Origin of the sequence: Longispora fulva (assembly GCF_015751905.1) — a bacterium.
GTDB lineage: Bacteria > Actinomycetota > Actinomycetes > Mycobacteriales > Micromonosporaceae > Longispora > Longispora fulva.
Map to the genome: position 1 here is coordinate 8,045,079 of NZ_JADOUF010000001.1, position 25,701 is coordinate 8,070,779.

Below are 25,701 nucleotides of genomic sequence, written 5' to 3' on the forward strand. Positions count from 1 at the left end.
GACAGGGGGCGTCGGTGACGGCACCGGCGCCTCACACCTCCGAGGTGTCCCCGACGGGGGTGCGGCTCGACGTCGTCGGCCAGGTCGCGACGGTCACGCTGTGCCGCCCCGAGGTGCTCAACGCGCAGACCCCCGCACTCTGGGCGGCGCTGCGCGACTTCGGTCGACAGTTGACGGGCGACGTCCGGGTCGTGGTCGTCAAGGGCGAGGGCCGGTCGTTCTCGGCCGGGCTCGACGCCGCGGCGATGGCGGGCGGGGAGCTGGCCGGCGGGCTGTCCCTCGCCGAGATGGCCAAGCTCTCCGAGGACGAGTGCGCCGCGCTGATCGCGACGTACCAGGAGGCGTTCAGCTGGCTCCGCCGGCCGGACATCGTGACGGTGGCGGCCGTGCAGGGCCACGCGATCGGGGCCGGTTTCCAGCTCGCCCTGGCGTGTGACCTGCGGGTGCTCGCCGACGACGCGAAGTTCACCATGGCGGAGCCGACGTTGGGCCTCGTTCCGGACCTCGGCGGCACGCAGCCGCTCGTCCAGCTCGTCGGCTACTCCAGGGCGCTGGAGATCTGCGCGACCGGCCGGCGGGTGGGCGCGTTGGAGGCCGAGCGGATCGGCCTGGCGACGCTGGTCGTGCCGGGCGAGGAGCTGTCCGACGCCGTGGACGACCTGGTCGCGGCCCTGCTGGGCCCGAACAGGGACGCCGTGGTCGAGACGAAGGCGCTGCTGCTGGGCGCTGCGGACCGTTCCTACGAGGAGCAGTTGGCCGCCGAGCGCTCCGCCCAGGTCCGCCGGCTACGTGATCTTGTCGGCCTGGGGGAATAAGTAAGGGTCGACAACCGCTACCGCTCCTGACAATATCTCGGACGGGCTCCGCACTTGCTGAGCCGTCTGTGAAGATGGCAGGTGGGGTGGCTGTATGGCGATGGGTGGCGGCGGTTTCGGGGGCGGTGGCCTCGGCGGCGAGATGGTCCGGGCGATGCGTCGCGAGGACCAGCTCGGTGACCGCAAGTTGGCCAAGGGCAGTTGGCGGCGGATCGCCGCGTTCGCCCGGCCCTACCGGCGCGACATCATCCTGTTCCTGATCCTGGTCGTCCTCGACGCCGTGGTCGGCGTGGCCACTCCCGTGTTCGCTGGGCGGGTGGTCGACGCCATCACGAAGCCCGGCCCGGGTGCCCAGCGCGCCGTCGTCACGATCGCCCTGATCATCGCCGGGCTGATGATCGCCGACGCGTTCCTGTCGATCACCCAGCGCTGGTTCTCCTCCCGGATCGGCGAGGGCATCATCCTCGACCTGCGCACCAAGGTGTACGACCACGTGCAGCGCATGCCGTTGCAGTTCTTCACCCGGACCAGGACCGGCGCGCTCGTCAGCCGGCTGAACAGCGACGTCACGGGCGCCCAGCGCGCGTTCACGTCCACGCTGTCGGGGGTGGTCAGCAACGCGATCTCCCTGATCCTCACCGTCGCCGTCATGTTCACCATGTCCTGGCAGGTCACCCTGTTGTCCCTGGTCCTGGTGCCGGCGTTCATCCTGCCGGCGCGCACCGTCGGGCGGAGACTCGCGGCGATGACCCGGGAGTCGTACCAGTTGAACGCCGACATGACGACCACCATGACCGAGCGGTTCGGGGTGTCCGGCGCCCTGCTGATCAAACTGTTCGGCCGGCCCGAGACGGAGGCCCAGCGGTTCGAGCAGAGCGCGCACCGGGTCCGCGACATCGGGGTCGTCACCGCGATGTACGGCCGGGCGTTCTTCACCGCGATGCTGCTCGTCTCCGGCCTGGCCCAGGCGCTGACCTACGGGCTCGGCGGCTCGCTGGCGGTGTCCGGGGCGATCAGCGCCGGTACCGTGGTGTCCCTCGCCCTGCTGCTCACCCGGCTCTACGGGCCGCTGACCGCGCTGTCCAACGTCCGGGTCGACGTGATGAGCGCCCTGGTCAGCTTCGAGCGGGTCTTCGAGATCATCGACCTGCCGCCGGGCATCAGCGAGAAGTCCCCGACCGTGCCGTTGCCGGGCGGGCCGGTGCGGGTGGAGTTCCGGGACGTGACGTTCAAGTACCCGAGCGCCGCCGAGGTGTCGCTGGCCTCGTTGGAGGACGTGGCGGTGCTCGACCGGCGGGAGAACGACCTCGTGCTGCGCGGGGTGTCGTTCACCGTCGAGCCGGGGCAGCTCGTGGCCCTTGTCGGGTCCTCCGGCGCCGGCAAGTCCACGACGTCGATGCTGGTGCCCCGGGTGTACGACGTGACCGACGGGGCCGTGCTCGTCAACGGCGTGGACGTCCGCGACACCTCCCTCGACGAGCTCCGGGACACCGTCGGCGTCGTCACCCAGGACTCGCACCTGTTCCACGAGACGATCGCGGAGAACCTGCGGTACGCGAAGCCGGACGCCACCGAGGCCGAGATGCTGGAGGCGCTGGAACGCGCGCAGGTCGGGGACCTGATCCGCACGCTGCCCGACGGGCTGGACACCCTGGTCGGGGAGCGCGGCTACCGGTTCTCCGGCGGGGAGAAGCAGCGGATCGCGATCGCGCGGCTGCTGTTGAAGGCGCCGGGATTCGTGATCCTGGACGAGGCGACCGCGCACCTGGACTCCGAGTCGGAGGCCGCGGTGCAGCGGGCGCTGGGGGAGGCCCTCACCGGGCGGACCGCGCTGGTGATCGCGCACCGGCTGTCGACCGTGCGGGACGCCGATCAGATCATCGTGCTGGACGGCGGGCGGATCGTGGAGCGGGGGACGCACGAGGAGCTGGTGGGGTCCGGGGGGTTGTACTCGGATCTGTACCGGACGCAGTTCGCGGTGTTGGACGTGGGGTGAGGGCGGCGGGCCGGGGCGCGGAGCGCCCCGGCCCGCCGGCCGCGCGGACAGCCGCCTGCCCTACGCCACGGTCCACTGCTGGTTGACCCCGCCGTGGCAGGCCCACACGATCACCTTCGTGTTGTTGGCCGTGCCGCCGCCGTTGGCGTCCAGGCAGAGCCCGGCGTTCCTCACCGTCGCGCCGGTCACGGTCCACTGTTGGGCCGCCGCGCCCGTGCACGTCGACAGGACCACGTTCGACCCCGTCACCGTCGCGCACTTGCCCAGGGCCCGCAGGGTCCCGTCCCCGGGCCGGTTCCACGCCTGGTTCGCCCCGCCGTGGCAGTCCCACAGCACGAGCTGCGTGCCGTCCGTGGTGACGCTGCCCGGCACGTCCACGCACCGGCCGCTGCCGACGCCCCGGATCGGCCCGGTGGCCGGGGCCGCGACCCCGGGGCCGGCGTGGAAGCCGCGGCTGGCGGTGACCGCGCCGCCGAAGTAGTCGACGGCGTCGCCCGGGACGGTCGTGCCGCTGTCCAGGGCGGGGGAGCCGGTCCGCAGCCGGTAGTCGGCGGGGGCCGTGGAGCCCGGGGCGACCAGCAGCGGGTCGGAGGTCAGCGTGTTCGTTCCGCCGGCCGGGGCCGAGCCGCCGGAGACCAGGTTGCGGTCGAGCACGTAGCCCCCGGCGCGCAGGGTGAACGACGCGCTTCCCGCGCCCTGCTTCAGGACCACGTTGTTCGAGAAGGTCACGTTCCGCCGGGTCGTGTTGTTCTCGTTGACCACGGTCTGCGAGACACCCGGTCCGATGTAGATCGTGTTGTGGTGCACGGTGGCCGACTCGATGGTTCCGGAGCAGTTCTCCACGCCCCGGTAGGAGTCGTTGACGCTCAGGTTGTAACGGACCACGGCGTCGCGGAGGATGCCGGTCGCGTTGCACAGCAACAGGAAGCCGCCGGCGTTGTCGTGGGTGTAGTTGTACTGGAACACCACCCCGACCGTGCCCTGGTCGACGTCGAGCCCCATCCCGTCCCGGGTGGTCTGCCCGCCGGACACCTCGTTGTACTGGAACACCGCCCGGTCCGAGTCGTACGTCCACAGCCCCGCGTTGTACCCGGCCGACCGCTTCTGGAACCCCTGGATCCGGTTGTGCTCGATCAGCGCGTCGACGGTGTTGCCGGGTACGATCCCGTCGCCGCCGGTGTCGGTGACCGTGTTGCCCCGGATCACCACGCCGGTCCACGGCACGAACACCCCGGCGCTCTGCGTCTCGAAGCCCGACCGGTTCCAGGTGGACACGAAGAACACCCCGCTGCGGTCGACCTTCGTGACCGTGTTGTTCAGCAGCTGCACGTCGTCGAACGTCGTCTGGGTGACCGTGCCCTTGACCCAGAACTCGATGCCGCCGCTGCCGCCGATGTCCTTCTTGTCGTCGCCGTTGACGTCGTGCACGTTCAGGTTCTCCAGCACGAAGTGGTGCGCGGTGCCGTAGTCCTCCAGCTCGACGAGCACGCCGCGCCGGTTGCCCGCGGCGGCCCCGGTGTTGGTGATCTCGAGGTTGCGCAGCTCCCAGTAGGCGGTGTTGCGCAGGTACACGGCGTTCGGCGCGCCGTTGCCGGCGATCCTCGGGGCGGCCCCGGTGCCGTAGGCGTCGACCGTGACCGGGGTGCCGGCCGCGCCAGCCCCGGTCGGGGCCAGGGTGCCGACGCAGGTGGTGCCGCGCTTGAACAGCAGCTGGTCACCGGCCCCGAACCCGTGCGCGTTGACCGGAGCCAGAGCATTCCAGGGGGTACCGGCGGAGCCGTCCCCGCCGACCGCGGCCGAGCAGTCGACATAGTGCGCCCGGGGCCCGTCGGCGAGGGCGGGCGCGGGCACGGCGAGGGCGAACACGATCGCCAGGGGAGCGACACGACGCAACATGGCCGCAGCGTATTCGTGCAAGTTAGTGAAGGCAATAGCTCATGTTCGATCAATGATGAGCAGGAATCTTGCTAGAGGCCGCGGAGTGCCCCGCCGTCCACGGGCACCGTCACGCCGCTGACGTAGCTCGCCGCCGGGGACAACAGGAACGCCGCCACCGCGCCGAACTCGTGCGGCGCGCCCAACCGGCGCAGCGGGATCGCGGCCCGCGCCTCCTCCTCGGCCCGCGCGGCGTCCCCGGTCGCGGCCAGCAGCTCCTGGTTGCGCTCGGTCATGATCCGGCCCGGCAGCAGGCTGAGCACCCGGACACCGTGCGGCCCGTACTCCCTGGCCATGTCCTTGGCGACCCCGGCCAGCCCCGGCCGCAGCCCGTTGGAGATTCCCAGCCCGTCGATCGGCTCCCTGGCCGACGAGGACAGCACGAAGCCGATCACGCCACCCGACGTGAGCTGGCGCGCGGCGGCACGTGCCATCCGGACGGCGCCGAGGAAGACGGTCTCGAACGCGTCCCGCCAGGCGTCGTCGCCGGTCCCGGCCGCGGTGCCCCGGGCCGGTCCGCCGACGGAGACGAGGACGCCGTCGACCCGGCCGAACTGCTCCACCGCGGTGGTGAGCAGCAGGTCCGGGGTGCCGGGGTCGGCCAGGTCGGCCGGGACCCCGACGGCGTTCGCGCCGAGGGCCCCGACGGCCTCCTCCAGCTTCCCCGCGCCCCGCGAGGAGAGGACGACCTTCGCGCCGTCGGCGACGAGGGCCTGGGCGGTGGCGAACCCGAGGCCTCGGGAGCCGCCGGTGATGACATAGACGCGGTCGCGCAGTCCGAGATCCATGGGGCCGACCATACCGGCGGAACCGGGGTCGGTGACGTAGCGTACCCGAATGATGGGTTTGTCAGGGTTTGCGGACCGCGGCCTCGACGAGGTCGAGCACAGGGCCGAGGTCATCGGTCGGGCGGCCCATCGCGAGGTGCTTGACCAGGCCGTCGTAGGCCAGCTCCAGGAAGCGCTGCAGGGTGGCGACCGGCACGTCGTCGCGCAGCACCCCGGCGTCGCGCTGCCGTTCGAGCCGCTCGCGGGTCGCGGCGGCGATGGCCCCGGACCGCTCGGACCACTGCTCGGCGAACTCCGGGTCGGTGCGCAGCCGGCGGCCCACCTCCAGCTGGGTGCCGAGCCAGCCGGCCACGTCGGGGTTCGCGAGCAGGTCGCGCATCACCTGGACCAGGCCGTTGCGGGCGACCGTCGCCGCCATCTCGGCGGCGTCGTCGGCGGCGACGGCGAGGAACAGGGAGTCCTTGTCGCGGAAGTGGTGGAAGATGGCGCCCCGGGACAGCCCGGTCTCCTCCTCGAGGCGGCGGACCGTGGCGCCCTCGTAGCCGTGCCGGGCGAAGCACGCCCGCGCGCCGGCGAGGATCTCGTGGCGCCGGGCGGCGAGCTGATCCTGGCTGACTCTGGGCACAAAGTGATCGTGACATGCCGTTGTGCTTATTGCAATCCGTACGTACGGCTTGCAAGGTGGGAGCCATGATCGTTGATCCGAGTGTACGGGTGGCACAACTGGCCGACGAGTTGCGGGCCATCGCGGCCACGTCGTTGTACTTCAGTCAGGATCCCCACGACCGCGCGCGATTCGAACAGATCCGTGTCGTCGCCGCCGAACTGCAGTCCGTCGTCGACCGCCGCGACGCGTCCGAGATACGGGCGATATTCGACGACGACCTCACTCCGCGCACCCCACTCGCCGGTGCCGACGCCGTCATCTTCGACGCCGAGGGCCGGCTCCTGATCACCGACCGGGCCGACGGCCGGGGATGGTGCGTCCCGGGCGGGCTCGTCGAGGTCGGCGAGTCCCCGTCCGAGGCCGCCGTCCGCGAGGCGTACGAGGAGGTCGGCCTCACCGTGCGGGCCGTGGAACTACTCGCCGTCTACGACAACCGGAAAGTGTTACCGCCGGGAAGGGTTCATGTTTTTCACCATGTGCACCGGTGCGAGGTCGTCTCGGGGGAACCTGCCCCGACGCACGAGGTGCGGGATTTCGGGTGGTTCCGTGAGTCCGAAATCGACAAACTGACGTTCTTTTCGATACATGCCACCCTTGTCCGCGATGCCTTTCGGGGAAGTAAACAAACGCTGTTCCACTGACCGGCTCTGTTGCGCCGCGCGAAACTGGCGTAACGTCCCGCGCGTGCCGCTGCTACTCCTCGACCTGGACAACACGCTGGTCGACAGAACCGGCGCGTTCCGATTGTGGGCAAAGGAATTCCTCCCCGTGATCGGCGCGCCGGACTCCGACCTGGAGTGGCTCATGAAGCTGGACTCCGACGGGTTCACCCCGCGCGACGAGGTCGCCTCCGCGATGCGCGCCCGCTACCTCCTGGACGCCCCCGTGGAGGACATCGTCGCCGAGTTACGGATGGGCGTCGTCGAACACACCCGGCTCGACCCGCTGATCGCCTGCGCGTTGCAGATCGCCGACCGGGCCGGCTGGATGCCCGTGATCGTCACCAACGGCACCCAGCGCCAGCAGGAGGCCAAGATGCGCCGGGTGGGCCTGGAGCGCTACGTCGCCGGCTGGGTCATCTCCGAGGAGGTCGGCGTCCGCAAGCCCGACCCGCGCATCTTCGAGCTCGCCGCCAACCGCGCCCGGCACCGGCTCGACGGCGCCTGGATGATCGGCGACAACCCGGCGGCCGACATCGGCGGGGCGACCCGGGCGGGGATCCCGAGCGTGTGGATCAGCCACGGGCGGCACTGGACGGAACCCCGGTTCGCGCCGACGCACACGGCGGGCAACTGCCTGGCTGCGGTGTACAAAGTCCTGGCGTCCTGAGGACGCGCCGCCGCGCGCAGGGCGAGTGGCGCGGCGTAGCCGGAAAATGCCGTTGATCTGGCCCTTGATCTAAGGCCGGTGGCCGGCTGAGGGCGAATCTGGCAAGCGAAAGGCCGGTCCGCTAGGGCAGCGCCCTGCGGACCGGCCTTTCGCGCCGTCCAGATTAGTTCTCAGCCGGTCGGCACTACCCGACGCGGACCATGCCGCGGAGGACGTACTGGAGGATGCCGCCGTTGCGGTAGTAGTCCGCCTCGCCCGGGGTGTCGATCCGCACGACCGCGTCGAACTCGACCCCGTCGGCCTTCACGTGCACGGTCTCGGGGATGCCGCCGTCGTTGAGCGCCGTGACCCCGGTGATCTCAAAGGTCTCGGTGCCGGTCAGGCCCAGCGACTCGGCGTTCTGGCCCGCCGGGTACTGCAGCGGCAGGACGCCCATGCCGATCAGGTTCGACCGGTGGATGCGCTCGTAGGACTCGGCGATGACGGCCTTGACGCCCAGCAGCGCGGTGCCCTTGGCCGCCCAGTCCCGGGAGGAGCCGGAGCCGTACTCCTTGCCCGACAGGATCACCAGCGGCACGCCGGCCGCCTGGTAGGCCTGCGAGGCGTCGTAGATGCTCTCCACGGCGCCGGACAGGAAGTTCGTGGTGAACCCGCCCTCGGTGCCGGGCGCGATCTGGTTGCGCAGCCGGATGTTGGCGAACGTGCCCCGGATCATCACCTCGTGGTTGCCCCGGCGGGAGCCGTACGAGTTGAAGTCGCGCCGCTCGACACCGTGCTCCGCCAGGTACTTGCCCGCCGGCGAGTCGGCCTTGATCGTGCTGGCCGGCGAGATGTGGTCGGTGGTGACCGAGTCGCCGAGCTTGGCGAGCACCCGCGCGCCGGTGAAGTCCACGACGGGCGTGGTCTCCATCGTCATGCCCTCAAAGTACGGGGGCTTGCGCACGTAGGTCGACTCCTGGTCCCACGCGAACGTGTTACCGGTCGGGGTCGGCAGGCCCTGCCACTTCTCGTCGCCGGCGAACACGTCGGCGTAGGAGTCGGCGAACTGGGCCGGGTCGATCGCGGAGGCCACGACCTCGTTGATCTCGTGCGCGCTCGGCCAGATGTCCTTGAGGAAGACCGGCTGGCCGTCCGAGCCGGTGCCCAGCGGCTCGGTGAGCAGGTCGATGTCCATCGTGCCGGCCAGGGCGTACGCGATGACGAGCGGCGGGGACGCCAGGTAGTTCATCTTCACGTCCGGGTTGATCCGGCCCTCGAAGTTGCGGTTGCCCGACAGCACGGACACGACGGTGAGGTCGTGCTCGTTCACGGCGGCGCTGGCCTCCGGCAGGATCGGGCCGGAGTTGCCGATGCAGGTGGTGCAGCCGTAGCCGACCAGGTTGAAGCCGAGCTTCTCCAGGTACGGCGTCAGGCCCGAGCGGTCGTAGTAGTCCGTGACGACCTTGGAACCGGGGGCCAGGGTGGTCTTCACCCACGGCTTGCGGGTCAGGCCCTTGTCCACCGCGTTGCGGGCCAGCAGCGCCGCGCCCAGCATGACCTGCGGGTTCGACGTGTTGGTGCACGAGGTGATGGCGGCGATCACGACGTGGCCGTGGTCCAGCTCGTAGCTGTTGCCGTCGGTACCGGTGACCGTGACCTTCTTGGAGGCCCGGCGCTGCATCGCGGTGGCCGACTCGTGCGGCTCGCTGTGCCCGTTGACGCCGTGGAAGGCGGGGGAGTCGCTCGCCGGGAACGACTCGGCGGACGCCTCGTCGAGACCAGACTCGACGCCGTCGGTGCCCACGTAGTCCACGAGCGCGGCGCGGAAGCCGGCCTTGGAGGACTTCAGCGGGACCCGGTCCTGCGGGCGCTTCGGGCCGGCGATCGAGGGCTCGATGCTCGACAGGTCGAGCTCCAGGCGCTCCGAGTAGTTCGGCTCGGCGGCGGCGTCGTGCCAGAGGCCCTGGGCCTTCGCGTACGCCTCGACCAGCGCCGTCTCCGCCGCCGACCGACCGGTCAGCGTCAGGTACTTGATGGTCTCGTCGTCCAGCGGGAAGATCGCGACCGTCGAGCCGTACTCCGGCGACATGTTGCCGATCGTCGCCCGGTTGGCCAGCGGCACGGCGGAGACGCCCGGCCCGTAGAACTCGACGAACTTGCCGACGACGCCGTGCTTGCGCAGCATCTCGGTGATCGTGAGCACCAGGTCGGTTGCGGTGACGCCCTCGGGCAGCTCGCCGGACAGCTTGAAGCCGACGACCTTCGGGATCAGCATGCTGACCGGCTGGCCGAGCATCGCGGCCTCGGCCTCGATGCCGCCGACGCCCCAGCCGAGCACGCCCAGGCCGTTGACCATGGTGGTGTGCGAGTCGGTGCCGACGCAGGTGTCCGGGTACGCCACGCCGTCGCGGACTATGACCGTGCGGGCCAGGTGCTCGACGTTGACCTGGTGCACGATGCCGGTGCCCGGGGGGACGACCTTGAACTCGTTGAACGCGGTCTGGCCCCAGCGCAGGAACTGGTAGCGCTCGCGGTTGCGCTCGTACTCCAGCTCGACGTTGCGGGCGAAGGAGTCCGGCGCGCCGAACAGGTCGGCGATGACCGAGTGGTCGATGACCAGCTCGGCGGGGGCCAGGGGGTTGACCTTGGTCGGGTCGCCGCCCAGGTCCACCACGGCCTCGCGCATGGTGGCCAGGTCGACCACGCACGGCACGCCGGTGAAGTCCTGCATCAGCACCCGGCCCGGCGTGAACTGGATCTCCACGCTCGGCTCGGCGCTGGGGTCCCACTCGCCGAGGGCCCGGATGTGGTCGGCGGTGATGTTCGCGCCGTCCTCCGTGCGGAGGAGGTTCTCCAGCAGGATCTTCAGGCTGTAGGGCAGCCGCTCGTGACCGGCGACAGCGTCCAGCCGGTAGATGTCGTAGGCCGCGTCACCGACCTCAAGTCGGCTCTTCGCACCGAAGGTGTCGAGGCTCGCCACGTCGTACTCCTCAGTCATGGGATCTTCGTGCAGTCTCCCGCACCGACTGCTCCGTGCGGGTCTTAGGGTCCTCTTCGCTGCTGCAAACCGTACGTCCGTCTTGCTATTTTGGCAACTCCGCTCCAGACTGTGGGACATGACGCTGCATCACGTACAGCTTGCCTGCCCGCCCGGCAGCGAGGACACGCTTCGGGGGTACTACGTCGGGGTCCTCGGCTGCACCGAACTCCCCAAACCGCCCGTGCTGGCCGCCCGCGGCGGGGCGTGGTTCCGCTCGCCCGGCGGCGCTGACCTGCACCTCGGCGTCGAGGAGGACTTCCGCCCGGCCCGCAAGGCGCACCCGGCCCTGAACTGGGCGGACCTCGACGGCCTGGCCGAGACGATCACCGCGGCCGGCTACGAGGTCACGTGGGGTGACGACGAGGTGCCGGGGATGCGCCGGTTCCACACGTTCGACGTCCTCGGCAACCGCCTGGAGTTCGTCGCCACCTGAACGCCGCCGGCAGACCGCGCCGCCCGATCCGCGCCGCCCGAGCCCGATCCGGGCCGCCCGATCCGCGCCGCCGGTGCTGCGAAGCCTCGGCCGCGCCGCGCGCTTCCGGCGGCTCAGGCGACGATGTCCAGCGCCGACTGGGTCCGGGCCGGCCCCCCGGCGTCCACGTCCTCCCGCGCCTGCCGGAGCCGCCGCACCACGTCCGTCAACTGCGACTCCGTCAGCGTGTACGGCAGCCGGACGAACCGCTCCATCAGCCCGTCCACCCCGAACCGCGGCCCGGCGGCCACCCGCACCCCGCGCTGCTCGGCCGCCGCGGCCAGGGCGGTACTCACCGGCGCGTCGAGTTCCACCCACATCGACATCCCGCCTGTGGGCACCGTGAACCTCCACTCCGGACACTCGGCCCGCAGCGCCGCGACCAGCGCGTCGCGCCGGGACAGCAGGGTGGCCCGCTGGGCCGGGATGATCTCGGCGGCCCGGGCGATCAGCCGGCCGGCGACGAGCTGTTCGAGCACGGGGGAGCCCATGTCCGCGCCGACCCGCAGCGCCGCGAGCCGCTGGATCACCGGGCCGGCCGCCCGGATCCAGCCGATCCGCAGCCCGCCCCAGTAGGCCTTGCTCATGCCGCCGATCGTGACCACCCGCGCGTGCCGGTCGAACGCGGCCACCGGCGGCGGCATCGGATCCCCGGTCAGGGACAGTTCGGCGAACGTCTCGTCCACGACCAGGTCCGTGCCGGCCGGGTGGGTCGCGGCGACCAGGCGTTCCCGGGTGGTCGCGGGCATCAGGTGGCCGGTCGGGTTGTGGAAGTCCGGCAGCAGGTAGGCCACCCGGGGCCGGATCTGCCGGAGCGTCGCGATCAGCTCGTCGGCGTCCCAGCCGGTGCCGGGCAGGCCGTAGCCGGCGACCCGGGCCCGGTGCGCGGCGAGCGCGACGAGCGCGTTGGCGTACGTCGGCACCTCGACCAGTGCCGTCTCGCCCGGAGAGAGGAGCAGGCGCAGGGCCAGGTCGAACGCCTGCTGCGCCCCCGTCGTGATCATGACCTGCTCGGGGGTGGTCGGCAGGCCCCGCTCCGTGTACCGCTCCGCGACCGCCGCGCGCAGCGGGGCAAGTCCGGTCGGGGTGTATCCGGAGCCGGCCGAGTATCCCGGCAGCTCGTCGGCCGCCTCGCGCACCGCGTCGGCGAGCTGGGGCGGGGCCGGCAGCGCGGCGCAGCCCAGGTCCAGGACGTCGTCCTCGCCGGCCGGGGACCACAGGCCGCTGGTGGCGACCCGGTGGCCGTCGGGGACGCTCGTCCAGCTGCCGGCCCCCTGCCGGCTGGTGAGGAAGCCGGACTCGCGCAGCCTGCGGTACGCCGCCGTGACCGTGGTGCGGCTCGCGCCCAGCACCAGGGCCGCCTCGCGCTCGGCGGGCAGCCGCACGCCGGGCGGCACCCGGCCGTCGAGGACCAGGCGGTGCACCGCCCCGGCGAGGGCCAGGTAGTCGGCCTCGCGGCTGCGCCAGTCGCCGAGGAGGCGGGCGAACTGGGTGGCGCTGAGCATGCGTTTCAAGGCCAGTACCCCTAAATTGGCTCTTTAATTGCCTGGAAGTGGCCTTAACAATGGCATGCATGAAGGACCTCGGCAAGCGCTTCGCCCAACTGCAACTCGGCCTGATCGTGTACGGCGTCAGCATGGCCCTGATGATCCGGGCCCACCTCGGCACGATGCCGTGGGACGTGTTCCACCAGGGCGTGGCGAAGCAGACCGGACTGCCGTTCGGCCTGATCGTCGCCGGGACCGGCGCGCTCGTCCTGCTGCTGTGGATCCCGCTGCGGCAGCGCCCCGGGGTCGGCACGATCAGCAACGTGCTGGTGATCGGTTTCGTCGCCCAGCTCACCCTGAACGTGCTGCCCGAGTCGGTGCCGCTGGCGGCCAGGATCGGCATGCTGCTCGCCGGGGTGGTGCTCAACGGCCTGGCCGGTGGCCTGTACATCGGCGCCCGGCTCGGCCCCGGCCCCCGCGACGGCCTGATGACCGGGCTGGCGGCGAAGACCGGGCGGTCGATCCGGCTGATCAGGACCCTGATCGAGATCGCCGTGGTGACCAGCGGCTGGCTGCTCGGCGGCACGCTCGGCATCGGCACCCTGTTGTACGCGGTCGCGATCGGGCCGCTCGTGCAGTTCTTCCTGGCCCGGCTGACCGCACCGGTGGCCCGCGAGGTTCGTTAGCCACCGGCAGGGAGTCAAGCCACCGGTCCGGGTGGGGCGTGCCCACTCACGCCCCGCCCGGGCCGGTTCCCCGGATGGCGAGACGCGATGAGACTCCACTATGGAGGCCATGTGCCATCATGCTTGTCGATGGCCGCATCCGCGCCCGTACCGGAGGAGACGCACATGATCCGACTGACCAGAACCCTGGGCTCCCTCGCCCTCGCCGCTGGCGTCGCCGGCGCCGTGCTCGTGGGCGCCTCGCCGGCCCAGGCCACCACGCTGACGGCCTCGCAGACGTGCGAGCCGATCCGCTACAGCATGTTCTGCGAGGCGAGCGTGTCGGGCGGCACCGCGCCGTACACGATCAAGTGGTACTTCAACAACTACTACTTCCCGCAGTACGACAACCGGACCTACGTGTCCTGGGGCTGCTCCGGCAGCAACACGTCGAAGATCGTCGTGACCGACGCGGCCGGCGGGACCGTGACGAAGTCGAGCACGCGCACCTGCACGGGCGGCGCGCCCTGATCTGACATCGGGCGTCCCCGACCGGGGACGCCCGACAGATCACAAACCTCTCAGACGCTGACGGCGGACACCTGGACCGGCGCGCGCCGGTCGGGTCAGCCGAGCAGCTTGGCCAGCGTCGACTGCAACGCCGCCGGGTCGAGCTGCCCATTCGGGCTGGCCTCGTCGACGAGGGCCGGAATCGCCTGTTGGAGGGTGTCGGTCACCTGTTCCGGGGTCGCGCCGGTCTGGGCGGCGATGTCGTTGACCGTGTCCGGGCCCAGCGCCTCGGTCAGCTTCGCCGCGTCGACCGGCTGGTTCGGGCCGGTGCCGATCCAGGACTGCAGCTGGTCGCCGAGCCCGGCCGCGCCGAGCTGGCCGAGCAGGCCGGAGTTGCCGCCGGAGCCGCCGCCCAGTACCCCGCCGAGGATCTTGCCCAGGTCGACGCCGCCCCCGGAGCCGCCGCCACCCAGCATCCCGCCGAGGATGCTCCCGATGTCGATCCCGCCCGGCGCGGCCCCGGCGGGCGCCGCCCCGTTCGTCGCCGCCGCGCCGCCGAGCTTGCCGCCGATCAGCTTCGTGACCAGCGCGAGAATGATCTGCTGGGTCATCGGGTTCTTCAGGAGTTGCTGCAGGTCCATGGAATGCTCCCGGTTCGTGTGATTTACCGCCTACCGACCCTAAGGCGTGCGGCGGAGCCGGGGACGCGAAACGCCCCGGGAGCACGCTCCCGGGGCGTCGTGTCGCTGGTGCCTAGCCCGGCAGCCGGGGGCCGGCCTCGCGCTGGGCGGCCATCCACGTCTCCACCTCGGTGGCGGTCCGGGGCAGGCCGGCCGACAGGTTCACCGAGCCGTTCTCGGTGACCTGGATGTCGTCCTCGATCCGGATGCCGATCCCGCGCAGCTCGGCGGGGACCAGCTCGTCCTCCGCCTGGAAGTACAAGCCCGGCTCGACCGTGAGCACGTAGCCCGTGTCGAGCTTGCCGTCGGTGTACATCTCCTTGCTGGCGTGCGCGCAGTCGTGCACGTCGAGGCCCAGCATGTGGCCGAAGCCGTGCAGGGTCCAGCGCCGGAAGAACTGGCCGTCCTTGTCCAGGGCCTCCTCGACGGAGCCCGGCAGCACCCCGAGGTCACCGAGACCCTCGGCGAGCACCCGGTTGCAGACGTCCCGGATCTCCTTGTACTCCACGCCCGGCTTGATCGCCTCGATGCCGGCCTGCTGCGACGCGTACACGATGTCGTACACGCTGCGCTGCAGGTCCGTGAAGCGGCCGGTCACCGGCAGGGTCCGGGTGACGTCGGCGGTGTAGAGGTTGTTGTTCTCCACGCCCATGTCCATCAGCAGCAGATCGCCGGGCCGCGTCTGGCCGTTGTTGCGGGTCCAGTGCAGGATCGTGGCGTGCGCGCCGTTGCCGACGATCGAGCCGTAGCCGACGTCGTTGCCGTCGTGCCGGGCCCGGGTCGCGAACACGCCGTCGAGGAGCCGCTCCGAGACCGGCCGGTCGGCCGGCAGGATCCGGGCGACGTCCTCGAAGCCGCGCACCGTGGCGTCGATCGCGTCCTGGAGCTGGGCGATCTCCCACGCGTCCTTGACCAGACGCAGCTCGGAGAGCACCTTGGCCAGCTCGGTGTCGCGGGCGGCGTCTGTCACCAGGACCGCGCCGTCGACCAGGGCGTCGTAGCCGCGCAGCACCCGGGACTTCCCCGGGGCCAGGTCGGCCAGCGCCTTGGGCAGGTCCGCCAGGTCGGCGGTCGCCAGGCCCAGCTCGGTGGTCTTCTCCGCCAGGGTGTGCCGGCGGCCGACCCACAGCTCGCCGTGCTCGGCGTTGCGGAAGAAGGCGTCGGTGTCCTTGGGCGAGCGGGGCCGCACGTACAGCACCGCGTCGTGGCCGGTCGCCGTCGGGTGCAGGATCAGCACCGACTCGGGGTCGTGCTCGCCCGTGAGCCACATGAAGTCGCTGCCCGGGCGGAACGGGTAGGAGGTGTCGTTGGCCCGGACCTGCTCGCGGCCGGACGGGACGACCAGGTTCTCGCCGGGGAAGGCGGCGGACAGCTGGTCACGCCGGCGCGCGTGGTGCGCCGACTGGGGGAGGGCGAGCACGTTCAGGGGCGATTCCGCCCAGCCGGTCCGCATGAACTCCAGGAACTTCTCCGGGAACATCGGGTCGTGGCTGCGCTCACCCTCGGGGCGCTCTTCGGTCATCTCTTGGGCTCCTCGCGGTAGTACGGCTAGAGCCAACTTACTCCTTACGGCCCGGTAATGTTCCACCGCTTCATAACAGTTGTTCGGTAACTTTCGCCACCGTCAGCGGAGCCGGGCGTCGACGATCATCAGCAGGTCCTCGCGGACGTCCTCCAGGGACCGGTCCGGTGAGTAGACGAGCCAGTCGAGGGCCACGGCCAGCACCACCCCGAACAGGGCGGACGCCCCGAACCGGACGTCGACCCGCTTGTCGAACTCGCCGGCGTCCACCCCGCGCTGGATCACCTCGGCGATCGCGGTCACGGCCTCGTCGCGCAGGGCGTGCAGGGTGGGCTGCCACTCGCGGTTGGTGCGCCACATCTCGGCCATCAGGAGCTGCGCGAAGGGTTGGTACCGCTGGATGTAGCGCAGCTGGGCCGTCGCGACCGCGTGCACCCCGTCCGGCCCGGACAGCCCCTCGGCCGCCGCGCGCAGCTCCGTGGTCAGCGCGCCGATCCCGTGCCGGAGCAGCTCGGTGAACAGCTCCGGCTTGGAGGTGAAGTTGTAGTACACGGTGCCCTTGGCCACCCCGGCTGCCGCCGCGATCTCGTCCACGGTCGTCGAGGAGTAGCCCCGCTCGGCGATCAGCGTGATCGCCGCGTCGAACAGGCGTTGCCGGGTGTCCTCGCGTCGGCCCATGGTCGCTCTCACATCTGCAGGTCGGGGTGCAGTTTGCTCGGGGTGAGCCGCCGGGAGCGCCGCAGCACGAGGGTGGTCAGCCCCAGCGCCCCGGCCGTGAAGGCGATCAGCACAGCCACAGCCTGCCACACCGGGCCGGCCGCCCCGCCGTTGATCAGGTGCCGCAGGCCACGGACGACATAGGTCATCGGCAGGTACGGGTGCAGCGCGCGGAGGAACCCGGGCGACGTCTCGATCGGGTACGTGCCCCCCGACGACGTCAGCTGCAGCATCAGCAGCATCAGGGCCAGCACCCGGCCGGCCGCGCCCAGCTTCGCCCCGATCAGCTGGAGGATCGCGGTGAACGCGCCCACGGTCAGCACCAGCAGCCCGCCGGCAGCCCAGGGCCGTTCCAGGTTCAGCCCGAGCGCGAAGTGCAGCACGGCGAGCAGCACCGCCGCCTGCACCATCCCGACCGCGAACCCGGGCAGCCAGCCGGCCAGGGCCACCCGCCAGGCGGGCGCGCCGGAGGCCAGGTGCCGGGAGTTCACCGGCCGCAGCAGCATGTACGCGAGCATCGCGCCCACCCACAGCGCCAGCGCGATGAAGTAGGGCGAGAAGCCGACGCCGTACGTCGAGGCGGCGTTCTTCGCGCTCCGCTGCAGGGCCACCGGGTCGCCCATGATGTCGGAGCGCTGGGCGCGCGCGTCGGCGTCGTACCCGGGAATGCGCCCCTCGGCGTCGGTGAGCCCTGTGGCGAGTTTGCCGGCCCCGTCGTGCAGGGTGACCAGGCCGCCTGCCAGCTCGCCGGCCCCGCCGGACAGCGCGCCGACGCCGGAGTCGAGCTGCCGGGCGCCGGTGGACAGCCGGTACAGCCCGCCGGACAGCTCCTTCATCGCACCCGTCGCGCTGGTCACGCCGGTGTGGATCCGGTTGGCTCCGGTGGCGATCTGCTCGGACGCGGCGGCCAGGGCGTTGACCGAGGTCCGGGCGCCGGCCACGTCGTCGGCCAGGTGCGGGGCGGCCTGCTGCAACGCGCGGGCCTTCGTGGCGACGTCGCGCAGCTTCGTCTTCAGGGCCGTGAACGCCCCGGGATCGTTGTTCAGGGCCGCCTGCACGGCCTTCGCCGCGTCCACGGTCCTGTTCGCGGCGTCGAGCGCGGCCTTGTAGGTCGCGTCGGTCTTCAGCTCCGGCCGCTCCTCGCCGAGCTGGACGACGGAGCGCTGGACCTGCTGGGCCTGGGTGGTCGCGTCCGTGACCAGGTTCGGCAGCGAGTCCAGCTTGTTCGCGATCAGCTCGGCCCCGTCGGCGACGATCCCGGCCGCCGTGCCGATGTCCCCGCCGTGTTCGCGGAGGAACGGCTCGATCTGGTCGGCCGTGCCGGACAGCTTCGTGGCCAGGGCCCGGTTGCCGGCGGCGAGCTTCGTGGTGCCGTCGGCCAGCTGGCCGGTACCGGCGTTCAGCGTCACCAGCCCGGCCGTGATCTTCTGCGCACCGGAGTTCGCGCTGGCCAGGCCGTCGGCGAGCTGGGTGGAGCCGGTGTGCGCGGTGCCGAGGCCGTTGTCGAGCCTGTTCGCACCGTCGCTGAGCTTCCCGGAGCCGTCATTCAGCTGCCCGGCCCCGTTCGCCGCGTCGCCGATGCCCTTCTTCAGCTCGGTGAAACTCAACAACATCTTGTCCAGGTACTTCTTCGTCGTCTTCCCGCTCGCGCCGGCCCGGATCTCCGTGAACGCCGACCGGGCGAGCATCCCCGACAGGTAGTTCGTCGCGTCGTTCGTCACGACCCGCAGCTCACCCCGGTGCGGGGCGTTGACGGTGTCGGCCGGCGAGTTCAGCGCGGCGGAGAAGTCCTTCGGGATCGTGAACACCAGGTGGTACGTGCCGTCGTCGAGCCCCCTGGCCGCGTCGCGCGCGTCGGTGACCTTCCAACCGAACACCTGCCGGTCGATCAGCGTCTCCTGGAGGTCCGCGCCGGCGTGCACGTCCCCGGCCCGCTGGTCCTCGTTGACGATGGCCACCGGGATCCGCTTCAGCTGGCCGTACGGGTCCCAGAACGCCCACAGGTACAGCGCCCCGTACAGCAGCGGCACCAGCATCAGCACGACCATGGCCGCCCGGGTGAGCCGGGCTCGCATGAACCGGCGCAGCTCGAACCTCGCCAGCGTGAACATCACTTCTCCTTGGTGAGCGTGAGAACGGTGTCCGCCACGGGCGAGGGCTCCCGGCTGGCGGCGACGACGGCGATCCCCGAGTCGGCGACCTCGCGGAGCATCGCCCAGAACGAGGCCTGCTCGTCGGCGGTCAGCGCGGCGTCGACGTCGTCCACGACGATCAGCCGGGGCCGGCCGAGGAGCGCGAGTTCGAGGCACAGCACATGCCGCTGGAACGGTGACAGGTCCCGGGCCAGGGTCCGGTCGGTGTTGCGCTCGCCCTTGCGGCCCAGGAGCACCCGGCGCTCGCGGAAGTGCTCGCCGACGGTCAGCGCGGGCTCGGGCTCGTGCACGCCGGGGACATAGCCGAGGGCCAGGTGCTTCCAGTGCTGCTTCGGCAGGGTGAGCGTGCCGTGGTTCGTGGTGAACCGGCCGGCCAACGCCAGCAGCAGCGAACTGCGCCCGCTGGCGGCGGGCCCGGCCAGGCAGATCATCTCGCCCGGGTGCACGGCCAGCGTCACGTCCCGGAACACCCAGCCCCGCCCGGTGCGCAGGCCGAGGTTGTGCGCGGCGACGACGGGCAGCGGGGCCCGCTCGATGATCGCCTCGGCCTCCTCGACGACGTCGGCCTCCGTCGCTACCACGGGCTCGTCGGTCACGACACCACTCCTTGAACTGACCGGTCAGTACAAAAATAAAGGTAGTGAAAGGCCGCTGTTTCTGTCCAGTCGAGTGACCAGGGTCATGCGCTACCGTCGAATCACCTACGTCCCCGGGAGGGCCGAATGGGCTGGGTCGCACTGTTCTGCGGAATCGGTCTGGCGTGTCTGATCTGCGCGACCCTGAACAAGGAGATCCAGATCTGGGAGATCGTGCTGCCGTCCCCGGCGAGCATTCCCCGAGCCAGGGTGCTGCTCGCGATCCTGGGCGTATTGTCCCTGGCCATCGCCGGCGTCTTCTTCGTGTACCGCGAGGGCGGCCCCGCCTCGACCGCGGCGGCCGTGCCGACGCCGACCGGGGCCCAGCCCACGGCGAAAGCCGGGCCTGGGGCGCCGCCCACGGGGCCGTCCTCGCCGGGAACGGCGGCCGGGTACACGCAGACCTTCAGCCGGACCCGGGTCACCGTCCCGGCCGTGAACTGCTACGCCGAGATCGACCTGGACACCCCGGCCGTCGCCGAGGGGCTCAACAGTCTGCCGGGCGCCGATCTGCGGTTCGGCGCGGGCTCGATCTGCGGCCCGGACCAGCTCCAGGGCCAGGAGGCGAAGTTCTTCGGCCACGGTCCGGCCGCCGAGCCGACTGGGGAACAGTGTGCCGGCGCGGCGAAGGCCCAGGCGTCGGGGCCGGTGCTGAACCGGGCGATGACGGCCGGGGAGACGGCGTTCTGCGTGATCACCGATCAGGAGAACGTGGCGTGGGTGCAGGTGACGGAGGTCAGCAGGGAAACGGGCCACGGCCTGGCCCTGGCCGTCACCCTGTGGACCCCGAACCCCTGAGAACGGCCGCGGCCCCGGACCGCGTGGTGCGGACCGGGGCCGGGAAACGCTCGACTACAGCTCGAAGCCCGTGGGGAACGGGTCGCGCGGGTCCAGGAGGTACTGGGCCATCCCCGTGATCCACGCCCGCCCCGTCACGGTCGGCACCACCGCCGGATACTCCCCGACCGTGGTCTCCTCCACCAGCCGCCCGATGAACCGGGTCCCGATGAACGACTCGTTGACGAAGTCGTCCCCGAGCGCCAGCTCCCCGCGCGCCCACAGCGACGCCATCCGCGCCGACGTGCCCGTGCCGCACGGCGACCGGTCGAACCACCCCGGGTGGATGGCCATCGCGTGCCGGGAGTGCTTCGCGTCGGAGCCGGGCGCCGCCAGGTACACGTGGTGCACGCCCTGCATCGTCGGCAGCAGCGGGTGGGTCGGGTTGGGGATCGCGTCCATGATGGCCAGGCCGGCTTTCAGGAGCGACTCCTTGGCGGACCGGTCGAACGGCAGGCCCAGCTCGTCGAGCTGGACGATGGCGTAGAAGTTGCCGCCGTAGGCCAGGTCGTAGCGGACCGTGCCGTAGCCGGGAACGTCGACCGTGGCGTCCAGGGCCACCGAGAAGGCGGGCACGTTGGTGAACGTGACCGACTCGGCCCGGCCGTCGCGGACCGCCACCGAGGCGACCACGAGGCCGGCCGGGGTGTCCAGCCGGACCGTGGTCACCGGCTCGGTGACCGGCACCATGCCGGTCTCCACCAGGACCGTCGCCACGCCGATCGTGCCGTGCCCGCACATCGGCAGGCAGCCGGACACCTCGATGAACAGCACGCCGAAGTCGGCGTCCGGCCGGGTCGGGGGCTGCAGGATCGCGCCCGACATGGCGGCGTGGCCGCGCGGCTCGTTCATCAGGAACTGCCGGATGTGGTCCATGTTGGCGATGAAGTGTTCGCGGCGCTCGGCCATCGTCGCGCCCGGGATCACGCCCATGCCGCCCGTGATGACCCGGGTGGGCATGCCCTCGGTGTGCGAGTCGACGGCGGTCAGGTAGCGGGAGAAGTTCATCGCCCGGCCAGGTACGAGATCGCCTTGTCCATGTCCGCCTTCACCTGTGCCGTCTGGGTCTCGCTCAGCGGCCCGCGCGGCGGCCGGCACGCGCCGCCGACCCGGCCGACGAGCTCCTGACCGAGCTTGATGGCCTGCACGAACTCGGTGCGCGAGTCCCAGCGGAACGCGGCGACGAGCGGCTCGTAGATCGCCCGGGCCCCGGCGACGTCGCCAGCGGTGGCGAGCGTGTACAGCTCCACCGACTCCTTCGGGAACACGTTCGGGAAGCCGGCCAGCCAGCCGACGGCGCCCATCAGCAGACTCTCCAGGACCACGTCGTCGGCGCCGGACACGACGTCGAGGTCGGGGGCCGCCTCGCGGATCTCCAGCACGCGGCGGACGTCGCCGGAGAACTCCTTGACCGCGACGATGTTGTCCAGGGTCGCGATCTCGGCGAGCACGTCCGGGGTCAGGTCGACCTTGGTGTCGATCGGGTTGTTGTAGACCATCACCGGCAGGCCGACCTCGGCGATCTCGGCGAAATGCGCGACGACCTCGGAGCGGTTCGCCCGGTACATGGTCGGCGGCAGAGCCAGCACGCCGTGCGCGCCGGCCTCGGCGGCCTGCTCGGCCCACAGCCGGGCCTGGTGCGAGCCCGGCGCGGACACCCCGGCCACGACGACGCCGTCGGAGCCGACCGCCGCGACGGCGGTGCGCACGACCCGGGCGCGCTCCTCGTCGGTCAGCGACGAGTACTCACCGAGCGAGCCGTTCGGCGTCACACCCCGGCAGCCGTTGGCGACGAGCCACGCGCAGTGCTCGGCGTACGCGTCGTAGTCGACCCGCAGGCCGGCCGGGGCGGCGGCGTCGGTGGCGTAGGGCAGGGTGGTGGCGACGATGACGCCGCGCAGATCCGTACTCATTGGGGGTCCTTTGCTGAGGCGAGATCGCCGAGGGTGATGGGTGTTGCGATCGGACGGTGGTCGGCGGCCGGCAGGCCCGCGAGGTCGGCGACGTTGCGGCCGCAGACCCGGCCCTGGCACCAGCCGAGGCCGGCCCGGGTGCACAGTTTGAGGGTGCGCAATCCGGTGACCTGGTCGTCGAGGGCGTCGCGCAGCGTGCCGCACGTGACCTCCTCGCACCGGCAGACCAGGGTGTCGTCGGCGAGCCAGCTCCGCCAACCGGGCTTCACCGGATACACGGCGTCGAGCGCGGCGGCGAACCTGGTGTAGGTGGCCCGGGTCCTCGCGGTCCCCGGGTCGGGGGCGGCCCCGGCGGCGGCCAGGCCTGCGAGCCGGCCCTCGGCGGCGGACAGCACCGCGCCGCCGATGCCGGTGAGCTCGCCGGCGGCGTACACGCCGGGCACGGTGGTGCGCTGCTCGGCGTTCACCTGGACGAAGGTGTCCACGGCGCAGCCCAGGGCCGTGGCCAGCTCCAGTTGGGGGGTGAAGCCGTAGCCGACCGCGACGGCGTCGACCTCGACCGTGCGGGTCGACGCGATGGTCCAGTCGGGGCGCAGCTTCGCGATCGTGGCCGCCTCGACCCGGTCGGTGCCGTGCACGGCGACGACGGCCTGCCCGTAGCGGACGACCGTGCCGCGCCGGGCGAGCAGGGCGTTGTAGCGGACCGCCTCGGCGAGCTTGACCGGGACCCGCAGGAGATCGGCCGGCCGCCGCAGCCACGCGCCGGCGATCCGGTTGGCCTCCAACACCCCTTCGACGTGTACGCCGGCGGCCAGCAGCCCGGCCGCCACCGGCAACAGGAACGGCCCGGTACCGCCGACCAGCATCCGCGCGCCCGGCCGGACCCGCTGCCCCTTGACCAGCGCCTGGGCGGCCCCGGCGGTGTAGACGCCCGGGAGGTCCCAGCCGGGGAACGGCACGGCCCGGTCGTACGCCCCGGTGGCCAGCACGACGGCGGCGGCCGTGACGGCTCCCGCCGAGCGCCCGTCGGTGAGCAGGTGCAGCACGTGACCCGGATGGCCGTCGGAGCCGGCCGACCCCGGTTCCGCCGCCCAGACCGTGGTGTTCGTCCGGTGCTCGATCCGGCTGTGCGCGACCACCCGGGCGATCAGGTCGGCGGCGGCCGGCTGGTCGGAGTGGGCCCGTTCGGGGCGCGCGGCCCGGAAGCTCCTCGGCAACTGCCGGTGGTACTGCCCACCGGCCTGCGGGTTGGCGTCCAGCAGCAGCACCCGGGCCCCGGCGTCGGCGGCGGCGAGCGCGGCGTGCATCCCGGCCGGCCCGGCCCCGACGACGACCACGGCCCAGCCCCTGGCCGTCGACGGCCTCGGGCCCCGGACCCCCGAGCACGGGGACGGGAGGTCGGGCTCCGGGGCCGGCACGCCGGGCCGGGTGCTGACCGCGTCGCCGTCGGCCACCGGGCGCAGGCACGCCCGGACGTCCGGCTCGTCGTTGACCGTGACCAGGCAGTCGAAGCACGCGCCGATCCCGCAGAACACCCCGCGCGGCTTTCCGCCGAAGCGGGTGGTCCGCCACGCCGCGCGCCCGTCGGCGATCAGCGCCGCGGCGACCGACTCGCCCTCCCGAGCGGCCAGCGGCACGCCGTCGACGGTGACGGTCACGGGTACGGCGTCGACGCCGACCGGATCGTCGTGAATCCGGCCCGCCCCGTGGCCGGCGGTGGGCGCGGTCACGCGAACCTCCCGGGGGAGAAGGGGATGGGGTCGACGGTCGGGGTGCCGCCGGTGAGCAGGGCCGCGAGCAGCGCGCCCGTGGCGGGGGCCAGGCCGATGCCGGCGCCCTCGTGCCCCGTCGCGTACCACAGCCCGGGGTGGTGCGGGTCCTCGCCGATCACGGGCAGGTGGTCGGGGGCGTACGGGCGGAAGCCGCCGTAGGCGCGCATCACGCGTACCCCCGAAAGGGCGGGGAAGAGGGAGACCGCGCCCTGGGCGAGGATCCGCAGGGCCGCCACCCGGATCGTGGCGTCGAAGCCGATCCGTTCGCGGGTGGAGCCGATCAGGATCGGGCCGGCGGGGGTGCCCTCGACGACGGCCGAGGCCTGCAGGCCGGCGTCGTCACTGGCGACGGCGGCGAGGTAGCTCGCGTCGTACACCTTGTGGTGGACCATGGTGGGCACCGGGGACGTCACGAGGACCACGCCGCGCCGGGGCTGGATCGGCAGGTCGGCCCCCGCCAACGCGGCGACGGAGCCCGACCAGGGGCCGGCGGCCACGACCACCTGGGCGGTGGAGACCGTGCCGCGGGAGGTGTGCACCGCACGCCCCGGTTCGATCCCGGTGACCGCGGCCCCGGTCATCAGGACCGCGCCGAGGCGGCGGGCGGCGGTGAGCAGGGCAGCCGTGGCGAGCACGGGCTGGACCTGGCAGTCCTCCGGGTAGTGCGCGGCGGCGGCCACGTCCCGGGTGAGGTGCGGCTCGCGTTCGGCCAACTCCTCGGGGGTGATGTCGCGGGCGTCGACGCCGACCTCGCGGTGGGTCTTGGTCAGGTGCGCGAGCGCGGTGGCGGCCTCGGGGGTCCGGGCGACCAGGATGCCGCCCTTGTCCTCCAGTTCGACCTCGGGGCCGAAGCCGAGGGTGTGCCACCGGGTGAGGGAGTCGCGGGCCAGGTCGAGCTCCGGACCGGGCGGCTTGTCCGAGACGAGCAGGTTGCCCTCGCCGCCGGAGGTGGTGCCCCCGGCGAGCGCGCCCCGGTCGACGACCGTGACGGACACTCCGAGGCGGGCCAGCTCATACGCCGTCGCGGCGCCGATGATGCCGGCCCCGATGATGACGACGTCGCTGTTCACCGCTCTCCTGTTCGCTATACCGAACGCTCTGTTCGACACAGTAGGCCTGTCACATGTGCTACGTCAAATATTACCGGCTGGCGGAACCCTGCCATCATCCTCGCGGTCCGAGCGGGGTCCCGCTCTTGAACTGAGGCTCTTGATCTAACGTCTTGGCCCTCAGCGGGCCCCACCCACTACGCCGAGTGCTGGAGGATGAGCGTCGAGAGCACGGGGCCGTCCACGGCCTCGTAGCTGTGCGGGATGCTCGCGGAGAAGCACACGTAGTCCCCGGCCCGCAGTTCGAACGGGTCGCTCGGCGGCCCCACCCGCAACACGCCGGACACCACGTGGATGTGTTCGAGCCCCGGATGCCCCTCGGAGTGCTGGACGGCGCCGGGGCGCACCCGCTGCTCGTACACCTCGATGATCGTGCGGCCCGCGTCGAGCCGGTGCAGGAGTCGAAGGTCGACCGCCGCCCCGCTGATCTTCGTGCCCTCACCGGCCCTGACCAGGGCGATCGCGCTGCGCTCCGCCTCGCTCACCAGGGCGGAAACCGGGACGTCCAGGGCGCGCGACAAGGAGAACAACGTCTCGATCGTCGGGTTCCCGCCGGGCCCCTCCAACTGGGACAGGGTGGCCTTTCCGATGCCGGAACGCCTGCTCAGCTCCGAGAGCGAGATGTTGCGGGCGGCGCGCAGGGTGCGCAGGTTCGCGGCGAGGACGGCTTGCATCGTGGA

The 25,701-nt window shown here is 71.9% G+C and carries 23 protein-coding genes; 8 read left to right on the forward strand and 15 right to left on the reverse strand.

What is annotated here, in order from left to right:
• The first annotated feature begins 14 nt into the window (after positions 1-14).
• Both IW245_RS37310 and IW245_RS37315 read left to right on the forward strand, forming a co-directional pair.
• Positions 15-815 carry an enoyl-CoA hydratase/isomerase family protein gene (locus IW245_RS37310; RefSeq protein WP_372445292.1) on the forward strand — a complete coding sequence of 267 codons (801 nt, stop codon included), beginning with the start codon at positions 15-17 and terminating at the stop codon, positions 813-815.
• A gap of 100 nt (positions 816-915) precedes the next feature.
• On the forward strand, positions 916-2,811 hold the full coding sequence (locus IW245_RS37315; protein WP_372445321.1) for an ABC transporter ATP-binding protein: 1,896 nt from the start codon (positions 916-918) through the stop codon (positions 2,809-2,811).
• A 60-nt stretch (positions 2,812-2,871) separates the two neighbouring features.
• Here the strand turns inward: IW245_RS37315 and IW245_RS37320 are convergent, their stop codons facing one another.
• The 3 genes from IW245_RS37320 to IW245_RS37330 all read right to left on the reverse strand — a co-directional run bounded on the left by IW245_RS37320 (position 2,872) and on the right by IW245_RS37330 (position 6,159).
• Positions 2,872-4,707, reverse strand: coding sequence for an RICIN domain-containing protein (locus IW245_RS37320; protein WP_197007772.1), 1,836 nt, complete (start codon positions 4,705-4,707; stop codon positions 2,872-2,874).
• 71 nt (positions 4,708-4,778) lie between these two features.
• Entirely contained in the window at positions 4,779-5,534 is a 756-nt protein-coding gene (locus tag IW245_RS37325) for an SDR family oxidoreductase (protein WP_197007773.1), read from the reverse strand.
• A 61-nt stretch (positions 5,535-5,595) separates the two neighbouring features.
• Complete coding sequence (locus IW245_RS37330; RefSeq protein WP_197007774.1) at positions 5,596-6,159, reverse strand: TetR/AcrR family transcriptional regulator; 564 nt, start codon at positions 6,157-6,159, stop codon at positions 5,596-5,598.
• 65 nt (positions 6,160-6,224) lie between these two features.
• Between IW245_RS37330 and IW245_RS37335 the strand changes: the two genes are divergently transcribed.
• Together IW245_RS37335 and IW245_RS37340 are read left to right on the forward strand one after the other, a co-directional pair.
• Positions 6,225-6,842 carry an NUDIX hydrolase N-terminal domain-containing protein gene (locus tag IW245_RS37335; RefSeq protein ID WP_197007775.1) on the forward strand — a complete coding sequence of 206 codons (618 nt, stop codon included), beginning with the start codon at positions 6,225-6,227 and terminating at the stop codon, positions 6,840-6,842.
• 43 nt (positions 6,843-6,885) lie between these two features.
• The gene (locus IW245_RS37340; protein WP_197007776.1) at positions 6,886-7,530 is read left to right on the forward strand and encodes an HAD family hydrolase; all 645 of its coding nucleotides are present in this window, start codon (positions 6,886-6,888) and stop codon (positions 7,528-7,530) included.
• A 184-nt stretch (positions 7,531-7,714) separates the two neighbouring features.
• On the opposite strand, the gene acnA is transcribed toward IW245_RS37340, so the two are convergent.
• The gene (acnA, locus tag IW245_RS37345) at positions 7,715-10,507 is read right to left on the reverse strand and encodes an aconitate hydratase AcnA (RefSeq protein ID WP_197007777.1); all 2,793 of its coding nucleotides are present in this window, start codon (positions 10,505-10,507) and stop codon (positions 7,715-7,717) included.
• Positions 10,508-10,625: 118 nt separating this feature from the next.
• On the opposite strand from acnA, the gene IW245_RS37350 reads away from it, so the two are divergent.
• Positions 10,626-10,982: a VOC family protein gene (locus IW245_RS37350; RefSeq protein ID WP_197007778.1), complete on the forward strand. Its 357-nt coding sequence runs from the start codon at positions 10,626-10,628 to the stop codon at positions 10,980-10,982.
• A gap of 113 nt (positions 10,983-11,095) precedes the next feature.
• On the opposite strand, the gene yczR is transcribed toward IW245_RS37350, so the two are convergent.
• Positions 11,096-12,526, reverse strand: coding sequence for a MocR-like transcription factor YczR (yczR, locus tag IW245_RS37355; RefSeq protein ID WP_197008889.1), 1,431 nt, complete (start codon positions 12,524-12,526; stop codon positions 11,096-11,098).
• A gap of 68 nt (positions 12,527-12,594) precedes the next feature.
• Here yczR and yczE point away from each other — a divergent pair, with 68 nt between their 5' ends.
• On the forward strand, positions 12,595-13,194 hold the full coding sequence (gene yczE, locus IW245_RS37360; RefSeq protein ID WP_197007779.1) for a membrane protein YczE: 600 nt from the start codon (positions 12,595-12,597) through the stop codon (positions 13,192-13,194).
• A gap of 165 nt (positions 13,195-13,359) precedes the next feature.
• Entirely contained in the window at positions 13,360-13,704 is a 345-nt protein-coding gene (locus tag IW245_RS37365; RefSeq protein WP_197007780.1) for a hypothetical protein, read from the forward strand.
• Between the two features lie 95 nt (positions 13,705-13,799).
• Here IW245_RS37365 and IW245_RS37370 read toward each other — a convergent pair whose 3' ends face one another.
• The 5 genes from IW245_RS37370 to IW245_RS37390 all read right to left on the reverse strand — a co-directional run bounded on the left by IW245_RS37370 (position 13,800) and on the right by IW245_RS37390 (position 19,351).
• Positions 13,800-14,324: a YidB family protein gene (locus IW245_RS37370; protein WP_197007781.1), complete on the reverse strand. Its 525-nt coding sequence runs from the start codon at positions 14,322-14,324 to the stop codon at positions 13,800-13,802.
• Positions 14,325-14,436: 112 nt separating this feature from the next.
• Entirely contained in the window at positions 14,437-15,885 is a 1,449-nt protein-coding gene (locus IW245_RS37375; RefSeq protein ID WP_197007782.1) for an aminopeptidase P family protein, read from the reverse strand.
• A 102-nt stretch (positions 15,886-15,987) separates the two neighbouring features.
• The gene (locus IW245_RS37380; protein ID WP_197007783.1) at positions 15,988-16,563 is read right to left on the reverse strand and encodes a TetR/AcrR family transcriptional regulator; all 576 of its coding nucleotides are present in this window, start codon (positions 16,561-16,563) and stop codon (positions 15,988-15,990) included.
• 8 nt (positions 16,564-16,571) lie between these two features.
• The gene (locus IW245_RS37385) at positions 16,572-18,713 is read right to left on the reverse strand and encodes a YhgE/Pip domain-containing protein (protein ID WP_197007784.1); all 2,142 of its coding nucleotides are present in this window, start codon (positions 18,711-18,713) and stop codon (positions 16,572-16,574) included.
• The gene (locus IW245_RS37390) at positions 18,713-19,351 is read right to left on the reverse strand and encodes an ABC transporter ATP-binding protein (RefSeq protein ID WP_197007785.1); all 639 of its coding nucleotides are present in this window, start codon (positions 19,349-19,351) and stop codon (positions 18,713-18,715) included. The genes IW245_RS37385 and IW245_RS37390 overlap by 1 nt, the downstream gene beginning before the upstream one ends.
• Before the next feature lie 126 nt (positions 19,352-19,477).
• Between IW245_RS37390 and IW245_RS37395 the strand changes: the two genes are divergently transcribed.
• Positions 19,478-20,188 (forward strand): hypothetical protein, encoded by a 711-nt coding sequence (locus IW245_RS37395; protein WP_197007786.1) that lies wholly within the window; start codon positions 19,478-19,480, stop codon positions 20,186-20,188.
• Positions 20,189-20,242: 54 nt separating this feature from the next.
• Here the strand turns inward: IW245_RS37395 and IW245_RS37400 are convergent, their stop codons facing one another.
• From IW245_RS37400 to IW245_RS37425, 5 genes are all read right to left on the reverse strand, one after another.
• Positions 20,243-21,235, reverse strand: a complete 993-nt coding sequence (locus tag IW245_RS37400) for a proline racemase family protein (RefSeq protein ID WP_197007787.1) — start codon at positions 21,233-21,235, stop codon at positions 20,243-20,245.
• The gene (locus IW245_RS37405) at positions 21,232-22,140 is read right to left on the reverse strand and encodes a dihydrodipicolinate synthase family protein (RefSeq protein ID WP_197007788.1); all 909 of its coding nucleotides are present in this window, start codon (positions 22,138-22,140) and stop codon (positions 21,232-21,234) included. The genes IW245_RS37400 and IW245_RS37405 overlap by 4 nt, the downstream gene beginning before the upstream one ends.
• Positions 22,137-23,870, reverse strand: coding sequence for an FAD-dependent oxidoreductase (locus tag IW245_RS41910; protein WP_267920044.1), 1,734 nt, complete (start codon positions 23,868-23,870; stop codon positions 22,137-22,139). Before IW245_RS41910 ends, IW245_RS37405 begins: the two co-directional genes overlap by 4 nt.
• Complete coding sequence (locus IW245_RS37420; RefSeq protein WP_197007789.1) at positions 23,867-24,982, reverse strand: NAD(P)/FAD-dependent oxidoreductase; 1,116 nt, start codon at positions 24,980-24,982, stop codon at positions 23,867-23,869. The genes IW245_RS41910 and IW245_RS37420 overlap by 4 nt, the downstream gene beginning before the upstream one ends.
• 176 nt (positions 24,983-25,158) lie before the next feature.
• On the reverse strand, positions 25,159-25,695 hold the full coding sequence (locus IW245_RS37425) for a helix-turn-helix domain-containing protein (RefSeq protein WP_197008891.1): 537 nt from the start codon (positions 25,693-25,695) through the stop codon (positions 25,159-25,161).
• Positions 25,696-25,701 lie beyond the last annotated feature (6 nt).